Origin of the sequence: Synechococcus sp. O70.1 (assembly GCF_047462215.1) — a bacterium.
GTDB lineage: Bacteria > Cyanobacteriota > Cyanobacteriia > Thermostichales > Thermostichaceae > Thermostichus.
Genome location: NZ_JANSIT010000012.1, coordinates 1 through 19,467, shown reverse-complemented (window position 1 = coordinate 19,467; position 19,467 = coordinate 1). Strand labels below are relative to the sequence as shown.

Here is a 19,467-nt window from a genome sequence, read left to right as displayed (position 1 = left end):
TCCGTATCCTACCAGGGATCGGATCCCGGCGGGAAAGCAGGGCTCTCGCAGCCGCCAGCAATTGTAACGGTTTGCAAATAGAATGGTAGTGTTGCTTGAGCGTCACCGTCATGCGCGTTGCCATTGCTGGGGGAGGGCTGGCAGGGCTGGCCTGTGCCAAGTACCTCTGCGATGCTGGGCATCAGCCGCTGCTTTTTGAGCGGCGGGATGTGCTGGGGGGGCTAGTGGCCGCCTGGAAGGATGCCGACGGCGACTGGATCGAGACGGGGCTGCACAACTTTTTCGGCGCCTACCCCAACACCTTGCAACTGTTCCGGGAGCTGGGCATCTCGGATCGCCTGCAGTGGAAGGAGCACAGCTTGATCTTCAACCAGCCAGACAAGCCGGGCACCTACTCCCGCTTTGACCTGCCGGACATTCCCGCTCCCTTCAACGCCATTGTGGCCATCCTGCGCAACAACGACATGCTCACCTGGAGCGAAAAGGTAAAGTTTGCCCTAGGGTTGGTGCCGGCCATGGTGCGCGGCCAGCGCTACGTGGAGCAGATGGATCGCTACACTCTGCTGGAGTGGCTGCGGCGGCAGGGCATTGACGAGCGGGTCAACACGGATATTTTCGTCGCCGTCTCCAAGGCGCTGGCGTTCATCAACCCGGACGAGATCTCGGCCATGGTGCCCTTGACGGCCCTCAACCGCTTTTTGCGCCAGAAAGACGGCTCCAAAATTGCCTACCTGGACGGTGCCCCGCCGGAGCGGCTCTGCCAGCCGATGGTGGACTACATCGTAGCCCGCGGCGGCCAGGTGCACTTGAACGCGGCGCTGCAGGCGATTGACCTCAACCCTGACGGCAGCGTGGCCGGCTTTCGCGTCGTCACTCCTTCCGGACCCCTGCAGGTAACTGCCGATGCCTACGTCTCGGCCCTTTCGGTGGATGCGCTCAAGGAGCTGCTGCCAGCTCAGTGGTGGGGGATCCCCTTTTTCCAAAAGCTGCGCGAGCTGGAAGGGGTGCCGGTGATCAGCCTGCAGATTTGGTTTGACCGCAAGATTACTCACATTGACCACTCCCTGTTTTCCCGCTCGCCTCTCTTAAGCGTGTATGCCGACATGAGCAACACCTGCCGCGCCTATGCCGATCCCCACCGGTCCATGCTGGAGCTGGTGCTGGCCCCGGCTGCCGAATGGATCGAGCGCAGCGACGAGGAGATCTTTGCCGCCACCCTGGAGGAGCTGAAAAAACTCTTTCCCCAGCATCTCACCGGCCCCAACCCGGCGCGGGTGCGCAAATGGGTGGTGGTGAAGACCCCGCGCTCGGTTTACAAGGCTACTCCAGGCCGGCAGCAGTACCGCCCCACCCAAGTTACCCCCATTCCCAACTTCTTCCTGGCCGGCAGCTACACCTTGCAGCCCTTCCTAGGCAGCATGGAGGGAGCCATCCTCTCCGGCAAGTGGGCGGCTGAGGCTATCCACAAAGGGATCCCCTCCCCAGCGGCTGCTCGCTCACGTTTGGCACCGGCAGGGGTCTAGCTTCCCATAGTGTTGAGATGTGGCCCTGCGCCTCTGGAGACGAGCCCAATGAGTCCGCTTGAGCAGTCCTTTGCCCTCTGCCGCCAGATCACGGCTAAGCACGCCAAGACGTTCTATTTGGGGTCCCTACTCCTGCCTCGACCCAAACGGCGGGCCATCTGGGCCATCTATGCTTGGCTGCGGCAAACGGACGAGCTGTTGGATGGGCTAGAGGCCAGCCAAGTAGAGGTGGAAGTCACCCGCCGCAAGCTGGAGCAGTGGGGAGCTCATCTGGAGTCCCTGTTCCAGGGGGGGGAGCCGCAAGTCCCCACTGACCTGGCTCTTATCCACACCATCCGCACCTACCGCCTCTCCATTGAGCCCTTCCGCGAGATGTTGCGGGGGCAGAGCATGGATCTGGACATTCGGCGCTATGCCACCTGGGAAGAGCTGCAGGTCTACTGCTACCGCGTGGCTGGGGTAGTGGGCCTAATGTGCTCCGAGATCATGGGGTTTGTGCCAGGGCGGGATGGCCGCGAGGAGGCGGTGGCCTTGGGGATCGCCATGCAGCTCACCAACATCTTGCGCGATGTGGGGGAAGATGCCCGCCGGGGTCGGATCTACATCCCCCTTGAAGATCTGCGCCGCTTCAACTACTCGGAGCGGGATCTGTTTAACCATGTTATCGACGAGCGCTGGATGGCGCTCATGGACTACGAGATCCGGCGGGCTCGAGAGCTCTACGCCCAGGCGGAACGGGGGATCCCCACCCTGCAGCCGGACTCCCGCTGGCCGGTGGCCGCTTCGTTGATGCTCTACCGGCAGATTCTCAACGCCATCGAGCGCAACCACTACCAGGTGTTTCGCACCCGCGCCTATGTGTCCACCCTGGGCAAAGCCTTGGCGCTGCCGGTGGCCTGGTGGCGGTCGCGCCGCTCCAACTACTACGGCTATTAGCGAGCCGTTGGCAGTAGCGGCAGAAAACCAAGAAATAGAAAGGAAAACCTATGGTCAGCCGTGCCCTGAGCCTACCCTATCGGCAAATCTGGGAAGACAGTTTAACCATCTTCTGGCGCGACTGGCTGGATCTGCGCGGGCGGGTCTGGCAGGTGGTGGCCTCGGGGCTGGTAGCCCCCCTCATCTACATCGTTACCTTTGGGGTGGGGCTGGGTGGATCCCTGCGCTCAGAAGCCCTGGCCGATATAGCGGGATCCACGGCGGCCGGCTCCTACCTGCGCTTCATTCTGCCAGGGATGGTGGCGCTTTCTGCCATGACCATTAGCTTTGCCGGCACCACCTTCTCCATTTGTGGAGCGCGGCTATTTACCAAAAGCTTTGAAGAGTTGCTGCTTTTGCCTGTGCATCCGCTGGCGCTGCACCTGGGCAAGGTGTTGGCCGGCATTGCCCGGGGTCTGCTGACGGCTTTGGGCGTCTTGGCGGTGGGGGTGCTAGGTACAGGGGCCTGGGGCCTGCTTCACCCCCTGGCGCTGTTGGTGCTGCTTTTGGATTGCGCCGTCTTTGCCGGCATTGGGGTCATCGCTGGCTTGAAGGTGCCCAGCCTGGAGAGCGTGGGCGTGCTCACCAACTTTTTAATTACACCCATGTCCTTCCTAGGGGCCACCTTTTTCGATCCCAGTCAGTTGCCCGCCTACCTGCAGGTTTTGGTCTACTGCCTGCCCCTTTCCTACGCCAGCATCGGCATGCGAGCGGCGGCCTACCAGCCCCTCTCCCAGTTCCCCTGGTACACGGTTGTGGTGCTAGCGGGCCTAGCGGCCATCCTGGCCCTGGTGGGAGCCTACCTGTTTTCCCACCAGCAAGACTAGTTGCCTTGGCCAAACACCTCGGGGTAGCGAGCCAGTTGCTCCCCCAGATCCTGGTCGTAGCGCAGGACAATTACCCGGTAGCCCCGCCCCAGGAGCTGAGCTCGAATCTGGTGATCCTGCTCCACTTGGGGAAGCTGGTCGTGCACAGCGCCATCACAGAAGATGCAGACGTTGGGATCATAGAAGAAGTCGACAACACAGCGGGGATCGGCAATGGCTTTCTGAGCGTCGTCGGGAAGGCGATAACCTCCTGCTGCGAGGGTCTCCAGAAAGCGGCGCTCCAGTTCCGAGCGGGGATCGATGAGCTGGCGCAGCCACTCCAGGTGCTCCTGGCGGGAGCGGCCCAGGGAGCGCAGCTCGGTGCGGCTGTTGGCTAGCGCCCCCAAGAGATCCCGAATCCTGTACCGGTCGAGTTCCAACGCCTCCCTTTGGTTGGCGTAGCTAAGCAGGCACTCGTAGCAGGCTGCCCGGCACTCCGGTTGCCGATCTTGGATCCCCTCTTCCGAAAGCTGGAAGTGGCAGATCTCCAGGGCCGCTTGGGCCACCTCGGCAAGGGCGTGGGGCTCTTCCACCAGCCGCCGTAGGACGCCAGCTCCCCCTTCGGCGGTCTCGTAGAGGAGGATGGCGCGATGGGATCCCTGGCCAATGGACTCGGCCGCCAGCTCCGTCTCCTCCAGCTCAAAGGTCTCCTCGATTCCCCGCTTGAGGGCATAGCGCAGGGTCGTTTCTAGCGCCTGCAGGTTCCCCCCGCTGGGCTGAACCAGCCGCACCAGCAAGAGGTTTTGGGTAGCGCGCACTGCCAGGCGGATGGGCTGCAAGGACATCTGGCTAGACGAGCTGGCTCTATGGCCCTCCAGCTGAGCTCGAGAAGGGACTTCGCCGTTGTCAAAGTTGACCAGGAAACCTCGCCCCCCACTGCCCCGCCAGCCGGAGTTGATGCGCAGTAGCGTGGCGGCTGGGGCATAGCGCAACTGCAGCAAGGGAGTTTCGCCCCTTAGCACGTCGGCTTCCTGGACGCGGTAGCCTGAACTTTCGGGAGCAAACTGAAAGAAAGTCTGCAGCTCGTATCCCTGTCGCCGCCGCTCTTCTTCGTCGGCAGTAATGCGATCCCGGCGCCGCATGCGCACATTAGGCATTTCCAGAAGCTGCGTTAAAAGGCTATTTTGCCCATCGAAGCGGGTACCGCAGACGGGGCAGCAATCCAAGGAGGGATCCCCAAAGGCCCCACAGCTAAAGCAGAGCTTGTGGCTGCTTTTGCGCTCCTCCAGGCCGCCGGGCGGAGCCTGAAAGGCCACCGATTCCCACTGGCAGCCCTCGTGGTAGAGGAAGTTGTGGGGGGCAAACTCGCGAATGGCCAAAAACCGGGGCCGGGCGATGAACTCCCCTTCGCTGCCGCGGGGCACCCAGGCGCGCACGGGCAAGGCGGGGAAGTTGTAGCCGGGCAGGAACCCCTCGCTGGCTAAGTAGCGGTAGGGGTAGAAGTCGCTTTCCTCCCGCTGGGTATCGATTTGCAACAGCAGGTTCCGCTGGCGCAGAGCCTCCTGCTGGCGGCGCCTGGCTTCCTGCTGGTCTTCCCGGCGGCGAGCCGTCTGCAGTTGCTGGTTGGCGGCTTCTAGCTGTTGCGTGGCGGCCCGATAGAGCTCCCGCCAGCGGTCAAAAGCGCGGTCAAAGGCGCGGGGGGCCTCTTCAATAACCTGCTGGATCCAGCGCCGGCTAAACCAGCCGCTGCGCTCTAGCACTTCCCGGTCAGCAGCCAAGAGCGCTTCCACCCGCTCCGCCACCTCTTGGCGCGCCGCCTCCCCTAGCTGAATGGAGGCAACTACCTCTTCCCGCAGGGGCAGCTCTGGCCGATCCAAGTTGATGACCGTTTCGATGGAGTTGCCCAAGGGCAGGCGCACCTGGGCTAGCCAGACGGCGTGGATGTGGGCCCGCAGCAGCGACTCATTGGCCAGGTCCAGGCGGGGAGGTCGCACTCGTCCAGCCACCATTTCGGCCCGGCGGCGAAAGTAGTACTGGTCGTGGCTGTTGAAGGCGCCGCAGTAGCTGAGGATGAGCCCCGGCTGCCCCTGGCGACCGGCCCGACCGCTGCGCTGGGCGTAGTTGGCTGGCGTTGGGGGAACGTTGCGCAGGTGCACCAGATCCAGATCGGCAATGTCGACCCCCAGCTCTAGAGTGGGAGAGCAAATGAGGTAGGGAAGGCGGCGCTCCCCGGGCTCATTGCGGAAGCGTCTCTCTCGCCGCTCCCGCTCCCCCGGCTGGACCACCTGGGCGGTGTGCTCTCTGGCTTCCAGGGATCCCAGCCCTGCTGCCCCGGCTCGGTAGAGCTCCTGAAAGAAGAGGTTGATGGGACGGCGGACAGAGGTGTAGCCCTCCTGCTGGGCGCGGCGGGAATACAGAGGATCCGGTGGCGGCGGCAAGCCATCCCCCAGACACCAACGCAGACAGCCGGCGTCTAACTGGTAGGCTACCTGGTCATTTTCCACGTGGCACCGCAGCAGGCCCTGGCTGACCAGGAGAGACAGCAGGGACTCCAAGAACCTGTCGTAGGCTTCCTGGGTTAGATCAAGGCGCCTGCGGAGGAAGCGACCAATGGCGCTGCGGCGGCCCAGGCTAAGCATTTGTCCGTTTTCCCGGGAAGGGCTTTGGCGCACAAAGCAGCTAGCCGTCCGCAACTCCTCATGCTCTTCCAGGCCCCAAAACTCATTGAGATATTGCTGGGCGCGCCGGCGCAACCTTCTCTGGGGCTCTGCCTTGAGCACGGGCACGTCGATGGCCAACTTGCGCCGAAACTGATCCAACAGAGCCCGCAGCAGTTGCTCTTGCTCCTCAAGGCTAGTTTGGGCAAACCAGGGGTGGAGGGAAGCCAGGGCTGAATTTTGGCAGAGCTCCCTAAGGCCGCGGTACTCGATTTTCAGCAGGCCCACCTGTTCCAAGTTGGGGTGGGTAACCCGCCAGCCGCGCCGCAGATCTTCATAGAGCCGGTATTCGGTTAGCTCGCTAAAGGTCTGCCACACTTCCTCGGCACTGGGCGAGTCGGGATCCAAAGCCGGGTTTTGGGCGATGTCAGCAAGCTCCAGGCCAGAAGCCCGCACCACTTCCTGGGCCACCTCGTCAAAGCCCAGCTCTTTTTTCTTGAGGAGGGCAGCATAGAGCGAGGCCCGCAGAAGGGCCACATGCACAAAATCGTTGAAGTGGCCGGCCTGCAGGGAGGCGTCCTGGCGGTTGTCGGTAAAAGTCAGCAGCTTGCTGCAAGCGGCCTGGGTTTGCTCGGCATGGCGCAGCAGGGAGGTGGCAAGGATGGTGGTGGCGCTGGAGCGGCCCTCGCTAGAGAGGGAAGCCAGCTTGACAAACTCCCGCTCGCGGCCACTGTAGTACTCGCCGCAGGCTAGGCACAGGGAAAAGGGGTGGGGCTGCCACCACATCTTCTGCGCCTCCGCCTGGGGGTACTCGGAAAAGGAGCCATCTGGGCGCACCCAGACCGCTTGGGGGACGCGCTTTCCCCAGTTGGACCTGAGTCTGCCCTCAGGGGTGTACCAGTCTTCGGGGATCTGCTCCAGCGACCACTCGTTGTCAAGAGGATCCAAGCTCAGGTAACCGGCTTGCTGGTCTTCGTCCTGCTCCACCTCTTCTCCCACGGGATAGGGGAGAAACTGATCCTTGGACCTGAGGACGTGGTAGTAGTCCTGCCCACACTGGCGGCAGAACTTGACGGGGAAAAAGAGCTTGCCCTCCCCCGCCTGCATCTGCCCTTCTAGGGAAAATTGCCGCTTTTCCCGACTCTCCAGGGTGGCGTAGAGGGTGCGGCCCTGGGAGATAAACTGGTGCAGCTTGAAGGCCACTCCTCGGCTGTGGTCGTCTTTGAGGCTGCTGGCGTGGGCGAGGAACTGGCGCAGCGTTGCCGCACAGTTTTCGCTAGCGGTGCCGGTCAGTTGGGCCAGTTGGGCGGCCACCTCGGAGAGCTCCCTGGGCACGCGGCGCTTGAGGCTGCCGTCGGGACTTAACTCTAGGCCCAGCTCGTACTCCAACCAGCGCATCAAGGGGTGGCGGCGCAAGCTGGCTAGGTCGGTGGGCCAGGGGGGATCGAGGGCGGGTTTGAGCTCTTCAGGTGAAGGCGGGCCACCTTCGCTCAAAGGGGCCAGGGTCTCCTCGATAATCTGCTCCGGTGTGAAGGGATGGCCAAAGAAGCGGCTGGCGAAGTCGGCCACGGTCTGGCGGCGCTCCAGGGCACTGGCCTCGGGGCGGGAGATCATGGTGGCGCTGGTGCCAATGTGCACCAGGTTCTTGGCGGCGCAGCGTCCCTTGAGGCGGCGAACCAGCATGGCCACGTCGGCCCCCTGCCGACCCCGGTAGGTGTGCAGCTCGTCAAAGACCAGAAAGCGCAGGCCGTTGGGGCTGAGGAAGCGCTGATCTTCGGGGCGCACCAACAGTAGCTCGGCCATCACGTAGTTGGTCAGCAGGAGCTGGGGCGGATCCCGGCGCAGATCTTCCCGGTCGCTTTCTGCAGTTTCCCCGGTGTACTTGGCAAAGCGCAGCGGAAAGGGGCGATGGTAGGCGCGCTCGTAGCGCTCGCGCAGAGTTTGTAAAGACTGGTATTGGGAGTTCACCAGCGCGTTCATGGGATAGACCACTAGGGCCGTCACCTGGCCCACGGATCCCCCCTGGCGAATCCAGTTGTCGATGATGGGTAGGAAATAGCAGAGGCTTTTGCCGGAACCGGTGCCGCTGGTTACCACAAAGCTTTCCTCGGCCAAGGCTTTGGCGATGGCCTCCTCTTGGTGGCGGTAGAGACGAAAGGGTCTGCCGTCCTCAGAGCGGAAGATGCGGGCTGTTTCTTCAGTAATCCGCCCCGTTTCAGCCAACTCATCAACGGTTGGGCCGGCTACGTAGGCAGGGCTAAGCTGCACAAGCGGCTCTGGCCAGAGGTGGATCCCTTCTTCCAGAGCTTGGTCTACAAACGCCTGTGCCCGTGGGTCGGCAATGAGAAAAAAGGAGCGGACGAAATTGGCGTAGTCCTTTAGAACCCTCTCGTGCAGGTCAAAAATGGTGGCCATCGGGGCTCTCCAAAGCCATTTTGGCTAGGTTAAGCCTAGCAGGTGTTCTAGCGACTGCAAGAGGATCGCCCTGAGGCTTGGGCTGGGAGATCTTAGGGAGAGGAGAGGCGTTGCTCGTGCAGATCTCCCTCCCATTTCAACTTGCCGCGTAAGTTGCGGATCTCGGCTTGCTCGCGGAGCCGAATGAGGGTGCGCAGCGCTTCGTGAATTATCTCGCGCTTGGTCTTGAGGCCGGTTAGCTGGCGAGCCCGCTCGATCAACTCGATCAGCTCGTCATCCAAGACAACGTTAGTCCGCATGGGAAGCTCCCCTGTTTACGCATAATGAAATGAAATTAGTGTTGCGCCAGCTTCTCCCATGCCTCTAGCACCAGCCGCCGGGTGCGGTATTCGCCGTATTGACGTATCTCCTTCTCCTTCAGCACGCGAAAGGTTTCGCCGGGGAAGGTGCTAGCAGCAGCGCGGGTAGCGTAGCCAGCCGGGTCGAGCGGGTCTGCCACCTCTTCCCGCGGGTCGAGGATGTCGGCAAGTTCGCGTTCGGTGAGGTCTGCCGGGTCGAGGATGTAGCGCAGTTGCTTGCGCGTCAGGCCGTAGAGCCGGGCGTAGTACGCATCCAGTTCAGCGCGGAGGATGGCGCGGCGTTCCTCGTTCCAGGTGAACGGCGGGAAGGGGAAGCCCTCACCCAGTGCTGCGGGCGAGGGGGTCGGGGGGTGAGGTCTAATCACAGCCCGCAATCCTTCGTCTGCCTCTCGCCATACGTCGTCGGCGAAGGGTTTCATGTCCCAGGAGGTGTAGACCAGCTCCAGCACGCGCGGGACGATGAAGCGCAAATCCTCGGGGGTGTAGGCATCCGGCGGCAGGACGGGGAACTGTTCGACGTAAAAGAAGTTCATGTTAACGCCTGCCAGTTTTTGACGAACGACCCAGTCAAATGGAAATGTTGAGAAATTCGCAACCAAACCTGCGACGAAAGGTGCAGATATGTTCGATGGAAGCAACACGGGCAGGCTATTACCTACCCCCGCCTTTGGCAGCAATCCAAAAACAGCGCTGCGTTCGTTGGTGGCGTTGGTTACATTGCGGAAGCCCAGCAGCCAGCCGCGTTGCCACTCGCCCAGGCGGGCTTGCACTTCTTCCGCCCGCACCCAGTACCAGGGCAGAACGACGAAGTGCGGGTCGGCGTGCTGGCGCTCATCAGGCGTGGGCAGTTGGGTGCTGGAGCGGTCGCGCACGCCCTCATAGGTGCCGTAGCGGTGGTCATAGTGCCAGATCATCTTGGCTTCGTAGAGGGGGAGGTAGCGGCCCTCACCCCCGGCCCCTCTCCCAAGGCTTAGGGAGAGGGGAGAAGGATGCTCGTAGGAATGGGCAGTGACATAGGCAGCAATTTCTTGGAGGACTTGTTCTGTGCGGTCGAGTATCTGGTCATTGGTAAAGCGCAGAATGGCAAAGCCATGTTCGCGCAGGATTTCCTCCCGCAAACGGTCGCGTTCCTGCTGAGTGGGTTCGCGGTGCACGGCGCCATCTATCTCAATGATCAGGCGGGCATCGTCACAGAAGAAGTCGGCGATGAATTGTCCAATCGGATGTTGACGCCGGAATTTTCGGCCTAGCAGCCGACGGTCACGCAACAATTCCCAGAGCAGGCTTTCGGCGGTCGTCGCCTCGCGACGCAACTGCCGCGCCCTGGCAATCAGTTCCTGGCTGGCCTTGGGTAATTCGTACCCTCCTTCTCCTGCAGCGCGAGAAGAGAGGTCGGGGGCTGCGATCCTTCCCCCCTCTCCCGCAGCGTGGGAGAGGGGGCTAGGGGGTGAGGGCACAAACACATTCCCCACCAGCCGGTAACCTTGCTTTTCCAGCTCTGCACGGGTACGGAAAAGATGGGAGTCGTTGGACATGTGGAACATCGCCATGAAGCGCACGTCCCAAGGGTTTTCACCCGTGCGTTCGTTCACCAGTACCGGCACGCGCTGATAGATGGCGCGGGTCAGGTCGGCATCTTGCCGGGTACGGAAGACGGGCAGGGTGCGGGTGTTGGGGTTGATGCGGGCGATGTCCTCGGCAGTCAGGCTGAACACTCGGCGTGAGTCGTGCAGGTGTTCGGTGCGGGTCGCGAAGAAGGCGAAAGCAGGGGCACTCGCTGATACGTTTCTGCCGGTGAGGGTGAGCAGGCAGAATTTCATGCGACTATCCACCGCCGGGAAGAGTTTGTCGCGGTTTTCAAAATCAAACAGACTGGCCAGTTGCCCCTTTTCCACCAGGTCGGCGAAGAAGAACTGGTTGGTTGCGTCGGTGGCGATGCCGGTGGGGACGATGATGCCCGCCCGTCCGCGGGGGCTAAGCAGGAGGCGCACCCTCTCGGCAAAAACGGAATAGGTGTTGATGTCGCCGCGACCCGTGAGCGGATAGGCTCCACTGCTGCGCAAAAAGCGGCTAGTGCTTTCGGCAGCATGCAGGGCGTGTTGATACTCTGCCCACAGAGCAGGGTTGACCTCAGGCAGTTGCTTAATCAAGCGCTTGCGGGCATCAGCATTGGGTGCTTTGGCAATCTGGGCATCGCGGCTGGCAAAAAACTCCTCTTCCTGGAGCTTGATCCGCTCCCACGGCGGGTTGCCCAGAATGACGTCGAAGCCGCCCTGCTCAAAGACCTCAGGAAACTCCAGCGGCCAGTGGAAGAAGCGTTGCTCTGAGGCCAGGGCTTGGGCAGTTGCTAGAGCTTGGGGATGGGCCCTACCCTCCAGCCGGTCAATCACCGCTTGGGTGGTAATGGCTCTGGAGAAGTCAGAGGTCAAGGGCTGGAAAAAGGCCGCTGTCCAGAGGTGGCAGGCTTCCACCAGCTTTTGGTGTTCCGGGTCTTGGCAGTAGCGGCTATAGAGCTGCTGCTTACGGCTCACCTCCTCCGGGGAGTTATCTGGAATGGCTTCTAGCTCCTGTCGTTCCTGGCTTAGCTTGGTCAGCGCCTCCTCAGGTTCAAGGGGAAGGGAAAGTTGCCCGCTTTGCAAAGCTTTGCGCTCGCTGCGATTGCGCCTCTTGAGGGACTGGGCAGCCTCCCTGGAGTCAGAGCTGACCGGGGTGAAGGCTTCATCGGGAATGCCTGCTTGCAACACCTTGGGATCCAGCACCCCCACCAGCGAGTCGCCACACTTGATGCGGTGATCCAAAAAGGTAAGGGGCTTGCCGGCACAGTGGGCTTCTAGCCACAGGGCCACCCGACAGAGCTCCACCGCCAGGGGGTTTTTGTCCACACCATAGAGGCAATGGGCTACAACATCCCGGATGGCTTCCCGCACCCGCTCTGGGGCAGGTTCCTCTTCGCCGCTGCGAATCTTGGCCAGCTCCTTGCCCAAACGCCGGGCCGCCGCCAGCAGGAAGTGCCCCGACCCACAGGCAGGATCCAGGATGCGCAGGGAAAGCAGGGCCTGCTCAGCCGCAAGAATGTGGCGGTCACTCAAGGGGGTAGACTGCCAGGCTAGGGCCAGTTCTTCTTCCGAGGGAGTTGCCTGCCGTTGACCTCCAGGGGGCTTTGCCAGTCTTGCAGCGACTTGGCGGGCAAGCCTCTGGCGAAGGGCTGGAGGGATCGAGCTCCACTCCCTGCTAGCTATCTTTCTTGCTTCCTCTAGCCGTGCTTCCAGGACGGGCTCCAACGCCGAGCGGACCAGTTCAGCCACTAGCTCCGGTGGGGTGTAGTAAGAGCCCGTGCTCTTGCGCTCAGAGCCGTAGCCGAGTTCAAAGCGAGGCACCCCCTGGGAGGTGACAACCTGGGGCTGGTAGTCCAGCAGACTTTCGTAGACGGATCCCAGCTCCTCCACGTCCAGGGCAGCGTAGTTCACCCGGCGAGGGGGAGAGGTGGGGCTTTCTTGGTAGTAGGCCAAGTGCCAGAAGGCCTGCAGCAGATCCCGGTTGCTGAGGCTGCAGCTATCCAGCTCCAGGGGAGCAAAGAGGTCCCCATTGAGAGGGGCAGCTCCCAAAAGCTGGGCCAGCTCCTCTTGGGAGAGCACCCGCCAGAGCACTCGCAGGCTGCACCAGAGATCCTCATGTTCCGTAAAGGCGCTCCGCCGCTCCAAAAGCTGCCGCAGCCGACCCACGCCGTAGTGATCCCGGTAGAGAGGACTGGCGCTGATAAGCCCCCGCTCCTCCGAGACCAGCAGGAACAAGAAGCGATAGACTAGCCGCAGCAACTGGCGGTAGAACTCCAAAGCTGCCGACCCGCCAGAAGCCAGCCAATCCCGCAACTGGGAGTTCTTGGGGTGGGAGAGAAACCCATTGGCCAAGCCCTTGAGGCAGGCTTCCACCCCATCCCGCAGTCGCTCCCGTACCCGGCCACCCTGCTCCAGAGCCTGCTGGTAGTACTTTTCCAACAGACAATCCGCCGCTTGCCCTGCAACTTGGGGCAGCCGGCTGCGGTGCAGCAGCCGAAAGAGAAGGGCAAAGTCGTTAAACCGCTGCTCCTCTAGGATTTGCCTTAGGTCAAACTCCACATAGGCCTGCCGACGCACATAGGTGGAGTCGCGCAAAAGGCGCAGGGTCACGCCGTTGGTGACAATGCCCCAGAGGTGCTCGCTGCGGTTGAGATACTCCTGCAATAGAGAATGGGGCGCTAGACGAGGTCGGCCCGTTGGAGCCAGCCGCCCCAGCTCCTGCCGCACGCCCACAATGTGCACTGGCGGCGCCTCTTCTGCCTCCCCTGCCCGGTGGGAGATGGCAAAGGTAGCACCGTCAACCTCCTGGGCCCGTGAGTTGTAGTGCAGCTCGTAGCCCAGCAGGCTCAAGAACGGGATAACCCAGGCGTCGCGCGTGACCGAAGTGCCCAGATCCGCTTGGGGCAGACGGGCCAACCGCCCCTGGAAAGCCTCCCAGTAGGTGCGGGCAGTGGCCAGCGCCATGGCCATCTCTTCGGTGAGGCTGCGCTTGCTGGCTAGGCCAAAGTCCTCTGGCTTTTGTCCTGGCAGATCCCCGGCTAGAAGTTTCTCCAGGATGTCAGGCCCCAACAGGCCCCCTTCGATGCGTACCCCAGCCCACTCACTCATTTCTGCCCGCCCACCAAAGGTTGGAGAACCAGAAGTCCCAAAAGATCTGGGGGAAACTGCGGCTTTACCTGCAGGCCCCGCACCTGCAGCGACACCGCCTGACGGATGCGCCTGTGGGCAGCCTCCAGCTCACTAGCCCGCTGGCCAATCCGCTCCCGCACCGCCTGCTGCAGGGGGTGCCCTGTCCCCCAGTTTTCCCCTGTTTCCGGCCAGGGGCCAAGACAGGCCAGGAGATGCTCGACCAGCTCCTGTTTTTCTGCCAAGGGCAGGTTGGCATCCGGCTTGGCTTTGGCCAGCAGTTGCCAAGCGGTGGCTGTCTCCAGCCACTGGGCCTCCCCCCTTTCCAGGCCAACCCCGCCCAGCACCAACACCTCCTCCCCCAAAAGGGGCTGGTTCTGGGATAGCTCCAGCAGGTAGCGCACCCGCAGCAGCAAGAGGGTGGTGAGCTCAGCTACAGCCCGGGTGCGGAGAGCGCCGCAGCGGCAGACGAGGGGATTCTCCCCAGCGCTGAGGGCCTCCTCCAGCAAAAAGTGGGCCAGGGCAGCCACAAAGCGGTGGTTGCGGCCAACATACTCGGCCCCTGGCGGTGTAGGCGAGTCAAAGCTAATGAGCCAGCGCCCGCTCTTGGAAGCGGGTAGAGCCAGGCGAAGGGCTTCCGGCAGGGTGGCGGTGGCCTCGGCGCCCACACTCACCTGGTAAACTCCAGGCTGCTTCTGGGGGGTTACCGTCAGGTTGAGGCGCTGGGCGGCAGTCAAGAAAAACTCGCGGACGGCCTCGGGATCCCCTAGGACAGCATCTGCAGCCTCCAGCTCCCGCTGCACTTCTTCAGGCTTGAGGGCCCGCTGGGCAAAGCGAGTGCGGTTGAGCTTTTCCCGCTGGGCCTGCTCCTCCCACTGCTGGTGAAACTTGAGCACTTCTCCGTCCAGATCCAGCACCAACTGGCGCTCGGCTGACCACTCTCCTTGGCGCAGGAAGAGGGCTTCCAGCACAGCCTGGGTAACGCTTTCGCTGGCTTCTGGGACAGGCACCGGGGTGCCGAGGGTGCGGTGGATTTCCCGCGCCTTGTCCAGCAACACCTTCAGCACTACGCCGTCGATGGGGTTGTCCTGCCCAAAAAAGCGGATCACCTTGACCCGGTCGGCTTTTTGGCCGTAGCGATCCACCCGCCCCTCCCGCTGCTCCAGCCGATTGGGGTTCCAGGGCAGGTCGTAGTGGATAACGGCGGTAAACTTTTCCTGCAGGTTGATCCCTTCCGAAAGGCAGTCGGTGGCCACCAGTACCCGGGGCTGCTCAACGGCCAGTTCGGCAATCTTGGCCTTGCGCTCCTCGTCCCCCATCCTGCCGGTTACGCAGGCTACTTGGGCGGCGGATCCCAGGTGTTGCCGCAGGTGGCTGGCCAGGTACTCCGCTGTGGCTACGTAGCGGCACCAGAGGATGGGGTGAAAGCCTTCTTCGAGCAACCTCTTCACCAACTCAATGGCCCGCGCCAACTTGGTGTCGTGCTCGGGGCCCTGCAGGTGTTCAGCTAGCCGAGCCAGAGCTTGTAGCCGGCGGCGGTCGCTATCTCCAGCTTCTAGAGCTAGCGCTGACCATTCATCGTCAACCCGCTCTTCTGCCGACTCGAACACCCAGCGGCTCAACTCCGCCTCAAGGTCTTCTGCCTCCGGGGTTAGGCCGCTGCGATGGCGCAAGGCGGCCACGGCTGCTGCTGGGCTGGACATCACACAGCGCAAGAGAGCCAGAGCCCCCCAGTAGCGCACTCGCCGCCGCCGCTGCTCCAGGTGTTCTCCTGTCCGCACCAGCTCTGAGCAAAAGGCATAGGTGCGCCCAAACAGCTCCCGCTGCCGCTCAGAAAGGGTGTAGGTTGCGTCCCCAGCTTCGCGGGTTGGAAAACAGGTCAGCTCTTGCCAGGTCTCCCTAATGTCCCGCCGGGTGCGCTGGACAAAGTGACGGGCTAGCTGGAGACGTTGCTCTTCTGAGAGAGCCTGGAGATCCCACCCCTCAAACTCAGGCCGCAACAGCCCCAGCAGCGAGCGAAAGGCCTCTGGAATGCCGCTGTGGGGGGTGGCCGTCAGCAGGATCAAGTGGCGGCTGGGCTTTTGGGCCACTGCTTTGAGCAGGCTATGGCGTTCCTGCTGGCTTCTGCCGGGAGCTGCCGCTGCCCCGTGGACTTCGTCGGCAATGACCAGCTCAGGACAAAATTGCAGAAATTGGTGGCGGTTGCGCTCGGTCTTGAGGAAGTCAATGCTGGCCACCTGGACAGGGAAGTGTTCGTAGAGGCTGCGCCCAGGGGGGGTTTTCCGCTCCAGTTGTCCCACCGTTCCCGAGCGGAGGATCACGGGCTCAAGGTTAAACTTTTCCGCCAGCTCACTGGCCCACTGCTCGCAGAGGTAAGGGGGACACAGGACGCAAAGGCGTCGGATCTCGCCGCGATCCCAAAGCTCTCTGGCTATCAGCAGGGCCTCAATGGTTTTGCCCACCCCCACGTCGTCGGCAATCAACAGCCGCACCGGATCTAGGCGCAGGGCCATGAGCAGCGGCACAAACTGGTACACCCGTGGGCGGATGGAGATGCGGCCCAGGGAGCGGAAGGGGGTGGCTCCCTCCCGTAGGATTAGCCGGGCAGCCTGCCAGAGAAGGTAAGTGCTTGTAGCGTCGGAAACATTCTTGGCGCTTGGCAGGGGAAATGAGGCAGGGGTAACCCGCTCAAAGGGCAGGGTACCTCCCACCAGATGCATAAGCCGCCGGTGGACGTGAACCCCCTCCTCAGGGGTGCCAGTCAGGGGCCGGAGCACCAGGACTTCCTCGGTATCCCCCGGGAGCACCACCCACTCGCGGTGGCGGAAGCGAACAACTGAGCCAGGCTGCATGGAACCCAAAAGGCGCCACGGAACAAGCTTAAACTAGCTGTTGTCCAAGTAGAATCAAGAAGAAGCCTCGCCCTACTGCTACGGGTTTGCCTGGGTGGGCAGTGGGCTTTGGCAAGCCAGGAGGGTGGGGAGGATGTCAATCTGGGCTGTTTTCCATGGCTAAGTCTTGCGAAACCCTGGAGCTCCGCGACGAGCAAAACCAGCCTCTCAAGTGCGAGGTGCTAAGACGGGTGGTCATTGAGGATCAGGTCTATGCCTTGGCCACCCCCCTGGATGCCGTCATCAAAGTGCTGGTGTGGGAGGAGGAGCCCGGGCAGAATGGAGATGCAGAGATGGAAGGGATCCTGGATGAGCCGGATCCCGAGGAGCTCCAGGCGGCTCTCCCCACCCTCCAAGCGGTTTTGGGGGAGTTGAACCTGACCCTGCAGCAAAACGGCTTTGACATCCTGACGGTGCAGGGAGAGCTGCCCCCCGTGGAAGAGGAAGATGTGTTTGAGCTGGGCGAAAGCGAGGAGGAAGCCCAGGAGTTCCAACTGTTGGCTACTTTCTTCCACCAGGACAAACAGTACGGCGTCTTTACGCCCCTTGAGCCGCCGCTCATTTACGTCGCCCTGCCCGACGAGGGGGATCCCTACCTGCTGGATCCAGAAGACTCTCCTGCTCTTTTCAATCAGCTTAGTGCGCTGCTCTTGGATCTAGACGAGGCGGGCGAGGATGAGGAGTAGGTGACGCCTCTCTCCCTGCGGCTTTGAGCTGCTGGCGGTGGCAGGGCGCCTAGACTTTAGATCGCCCTAAGGAGCAGCAGGGATGCAACCGGTTGACCTGACCACCCTCCGGGCGGTGCTGGCGGATCTCAAACGGGCTGAGGCCGGCGGGGATCCCTTGCTGCCTGCCCGCGTGGAGTGGATCCAGCAGACGGATCTCTGGACAGTGGTGATTGGCCTACGCACCCTCACGGCCCGGCCTTGCTTGCTCCTGTCTTGGCATCCCCAGGCGGCCCGAGTTCACCTCTGTCAGGCTCCCCCTAAGGAGGCAGAGGACTTCCCATTTAGCCAACACCTGCAACGGCACCTGCGGGGCTTGGCCTTGACAGAGCTGGCGCTGCTGGACGAGTGGGAGCGGGTGATTGACTTTCGCTTTGGCCCTCGTCCTGGGGATCCCCCCCAACGCCACCTTTATTTGGAAGTCATGGGCAAGTACAGCAATGCCATCCTGGTGGACGAGGGGGGCGTGATCTTGGCCTGTGGCCACGGGGTCAGCGAGCGGCAGTCGCGGGTCCGCCCCGTGCAGCCGGGTCTACCTTACGAAGCTCCCCCTGCCCTCAGCGATCCCATCCCGCAGCCAGCCGAGCCCTTCTCCCAGTGGCAGGAGCGCCTTGCCTTGATCCCTGGCCCCATCAGTCAACGGCTGCTGCGCGGCTACCGTGGCCTCAGCCGGCATTTGGCAGAGGCGATGTGCCTGCAGGCCGGGATCCCACCCCAAACCCCCAGCAGCCAACTCTCGCCCCAGGAGTGGCAAGCCCTGTTTTTTTGGTGGCAGGACTGGCTGGCTCGGCTGGAAACAGGCCGGTTTGAGCCGGCACTCACCCCCCAGGGGTACACTGTTCTCGGCTGGGGGGGCTCCAGCGGGGATCCCGTTCAGCCCAACTTGCACCAGCTCCTAGAAACCTACTACCAAGCCCAGCTCAACCGCGAACGCTTTGAGCGGGAGCGGCAGCGTCTGGGGCAAAAGCTAGCTGCCCTGCTGAAAAAACTCCGCCAGCGGCGCGAGCACTTTGAGAAGATGTTGGCCGACTCGGCCCAGGCCGAAGCCTCCAAGCAGGCTGCCGATCTCCTCATGGCCCATCTCCACCTCTGGCGGCCAGGGCTGAGCTCGATTGAGCTGCCGGATTTTGCCAGCGGCCAGAGGGTCAAGATCCCCCTGGATCCGGAGAAAAACGCTGTTCTCAACGCCCAGGCCTACTACCGCAAGCACCGCAAACAAAAGCGAGCCCAGGAGGCCGTCCGACCTTTGCTAGAAGCTGTAGCGCAAGAGATCCGCTACCTAGAGCAGGTGGAAGCGTCCCTGCAGCAGCTAGAAGCCTACCGCGAGCCCCAGGACTTGGCCGTCCTCCAGGAAATTGAGGCGGAGCTGATTCAGCAAGGCTACCTAGAAAGCCCCAGCCGGCTAGAGGGATCTAGGCGGGCCTCCTCAGCCAGCTTCAACCCCTATCGCTTCACTAGCCCCAGTGGCTTTTCTATCTGGGTGGGGCGCAACAACTGGCAAAATGAGCGGCTGACCTTTCGCGTCGCCCAAGACCAGGACTGGTGGTTCCATGCCCAGGAGATCCCGGGCAGCCATGTGCTGTTACGCCTGCCTCCAGGGGCGGTGGCCGAAAGCGAAGATCTCCAAGCGGCTGCCGACTTGGCGGCCTATTTTAGCCGCGGCCGCTTCAGCGAGCAGGTGCCCGTGGTCTATACCCGCCCCAAATGCGTCTTTAAGCCCAAGGGATCCCCCCCCGGAATGGTGGTCTACAAGCACGAGCAGGTGCTGTGGGGGCGCCCCAGCCGCGCTCAGTTGCTTGTGGAAAGCCTCCCAGCCCTGTTGTAGCCTCTACTTCGGGTCTACTACGGATCCCATAAACAGCAGCGTTTGAGCCGCCGGGTTGCCGCCGGATCCCGAGGCCACAATGGCCAACCAGAAGGGGCGATCCGCTACGAATTGGAAGGGCTCTTGCCGGTCGAGAGCGGTGCGCGAGACAAGCACGCCAGTGGCGGCTGCCGCCTCGGATCCCTCTTCGTTGACTTCGAGGGCCGCCTTGTGCAAGACTCTGCTGACCCGTGTCGGCTCTGGGGTCATCTGGCTGAAATCGGCCCGACGGGAAAAGGCGATCCCCAGGCCCAACTGCTGCAAAGCCGGCCCCAGATCGGTCTCGTAGGCCAGCTTAAGCTTGGGGATCCGCACCGAGCCGGGGCGGGTGGGCAGGGATCCCGTCCATTCTTGCCACGTTTCTGGGCTGAGCTCCTGCCGCAGGGCTTCTAAGCTTACTCCCGGTTTCGGCAGCAGGATCAGCAGGGCCAGCTCCCCTTCCCCATAGGGCAGGCGCACCACCTGGAGCTGCTTGGTCTCCCGGTGGCCGTAGCGGCCGGATTGAGCCATCATCGGCACTTGGACACGGCTGCCATCCGGGCGGGTGAAGGGCTGGGGCTCTGTCAGGGC

The 19,467-nt window shown here is 62.5% G+C and carries 10 protein-coding genes; 5 read left to right on the top strand and 5 right to left on the bottom strand.

The genetic code is table 11. The features are described 5' to 3' along the window. Nucleotides 1–110 precede the first annotated feature (110 nt). The 3 genes from pds to NW833_RS08090 are packed head-to-tail and all read left to right on the top strand — an operon-like array spanning nucleotide 111 to nucleotide 3,325. On the top strand, nucleotides 111–1,523 hold the full coding sequence (pds, locus tag NW833_RS08100) for a 15-cis-phytoene desaturase (RefSeq protein WP_414412160.1): 1,413 nt from the start codon (nucleotides 111–113) through the stop codon (nucleotides 1,521–1,523). Nucleotides 1,524–1,571: 48 nt separating this feature from the next. After that, nucleotides 1,572–2,459, top strand: coding sequence for a phytoene synthase (locus tag NW833_RS08095; protein WP_414405664.1), 888 nt, complete (start codon nucleotides 1,572–1,574; stop codon nucleotides 2,457–2,459). A 50-nt stretch (nucleotides 2,460–2,509) separates the two neighbouring features. Next, nucleotides 2,510–3,325: an ABC transporter permease gene (locus NW833_RS08090; protein ID WP_414412129.1), complete on the top strand. Its 816-nt coding sequence runs from the start codon at nucleotides 2,510–2,512 to the stop codon at nucleotides 3,323–3,325. Here the strand turns inward: NW833_RS08090 and NW833_RS08085 are convergent. From NW833_RS08085 to NW833_RS08070, 4 genes are all read right to left on the bottom strand, one after another. Beyond that, entirely contained in the window at nucleotides 3,322–8,376 is a 5,055-nt protein-coding gene (locus NW833_RS08085; RefSeq protein WP_414412128.1) for a DEAD/DEAH box helicase, read from the bottom strand. The genes NW833_RS08090 and NW833_RS08085 overlap by 4 nt on opposite strands. 92 nt (nucleotides 8,377–8,468) lie before the next feature. Beyond that, complete coding sequence (locus NW833_RS08080; protein WP_414412127.1) at nucleotides 8,469–8,675, bottom strand: type II toxin-antitoxin system VapB family antitoxin; 207 nt, start codon at nucleotides 8,673–8,675, stop codon at nucleotides 8,469–8,471. Nucleotides 8,676–8,710: 35 nt separating this feature from the next. Further along, complete coding sequence (locus tag NW833_RS08075) at nucleotides 8,711–13,399, bottom strand: DUF559 domain-containing protein (RefSeq protein WP_414412126.1); 4,689 nt, start codon at nucleotides 13,397–13,399, stop codon at nucleotides 8,711–8,713. Next, nucleotides 13,396–16,269, bottom strand: coding sequence for a helicase-related protein (locus tag NW833_RS08070; RefSeq protein WP_414412125.1), 2,874 nt, complete (start codon nucleotides 16,267–16,269; stop codon nucleotides 13,396–13,398). The genes NW833_RS08075 and NW833_RS08070 overlap by 4 nt, the downstream gene beginning before the upstream one ends. Before the next feature lie 155 nt (nucleotides 16,270–16,424). Between NW833_RS08070 and NW833_RS08065 the strand changes: the two genes are divergently transcribed. Together NW833_RS08065 and NW833_RS08060 are read left to right on the top strand one after the other, a co-directional pair. Further along, entirely contained in the window at nucleotides 16,425–16,994 is a 570-nt protein-coding gene (locus NW833_RS08065) for a DUF3727 domain-containing protein (RefSeq protein WP_414412124.1), read from the top strand. Between the two features lie 82 nt (nucleotides 16,995–17,076). Next, on the top strand, nucleotides 17,077–18,858 hold the full coding sequence (locus tag NW833_RS08060; RefSeq protein WP_414412123.1) for an NFACT family protein: 1,782 nt from the start codon (nucleotides 17,077–17,079) through the stop codon (nucleotides 18,856–18,858). A 3-nt stretch (nucleotides 18,859–18,861) separates the two neighbouring features. Here the strand turns inward: NW833_RS08060 and NW833_RS08055 are convergent. Then, nucleotides 18,862–19,467, bottom strand: a 606-nt coding sequence (locus tag NW833_RS08055) for a serpin family protein (RefSeq protein ID WP_414412122.1), incomplete at its 5' end; no start/stop codon positions are given.

Coding starts and splice junctions, on each gene's coding strand:
- pds (WP_414412160.1), top strand. CDS start 111: ATGCGCGTTGCCATTGCTGGGGGAGGGCTGGCAGGGCTGGCCTGTGCC.
- NW833_RS08095 (WP_414405664.1), top strand. CDS start 1,572: ATGAGTCCGCTTGAGCAGTCCTTTGCCCTCTGCCGCCAGATCACGGCT.
- NW833_RS08090 (WP_414412129.1), top strand. CDS start 2,510: ATGGTCAGCCGTGCCCTGAGCCTACCCTATCGGCAAATCTGGGAAGAC.
- NW833_RS08085 (WP_414412128.1), bottom strand. CDS start 8,376: ATGGCCACCATTTTTGACCTGCACGAGAGGGTTCTAAAGGACTACGCC.
- NW833_RS08080 (WP_414412127.1), bottom strand. CDS start 8,675: ATGCGGACTAACGTTGTCTTGGATGACGAGCTGATCGAGTTGATCGAG.
- NW833_RS08075 (WP_414412126.1), bottom strand. CDS start 13,399: ATGAGTGAGTGGGCTGGGGTACGCATCGAAGGGGGCCTGTTGGGGCCT.
- NW833_RS08070 (WP_414412125.1), bottom strand. CDS start 16,269: ATGCAGCCTGGCTCAGTTGTTCGCTTCCGCCACCGCGAGTGGGTGGTG.
- NW833_RS08065 (WP_414412124.1), top strand. CDS start 16,425: ATGGCTAAGTCTTGCGAAACCCTGGAGCTCCGCGACGAGCAAAACCAG.
- NW833_RS08060 (WP_414412123.1), top strand. CDS start 17,077: ATGCAACCGGTTGACCTGACCACCCTCCGGGCGGTGCTGGCGGATCTC.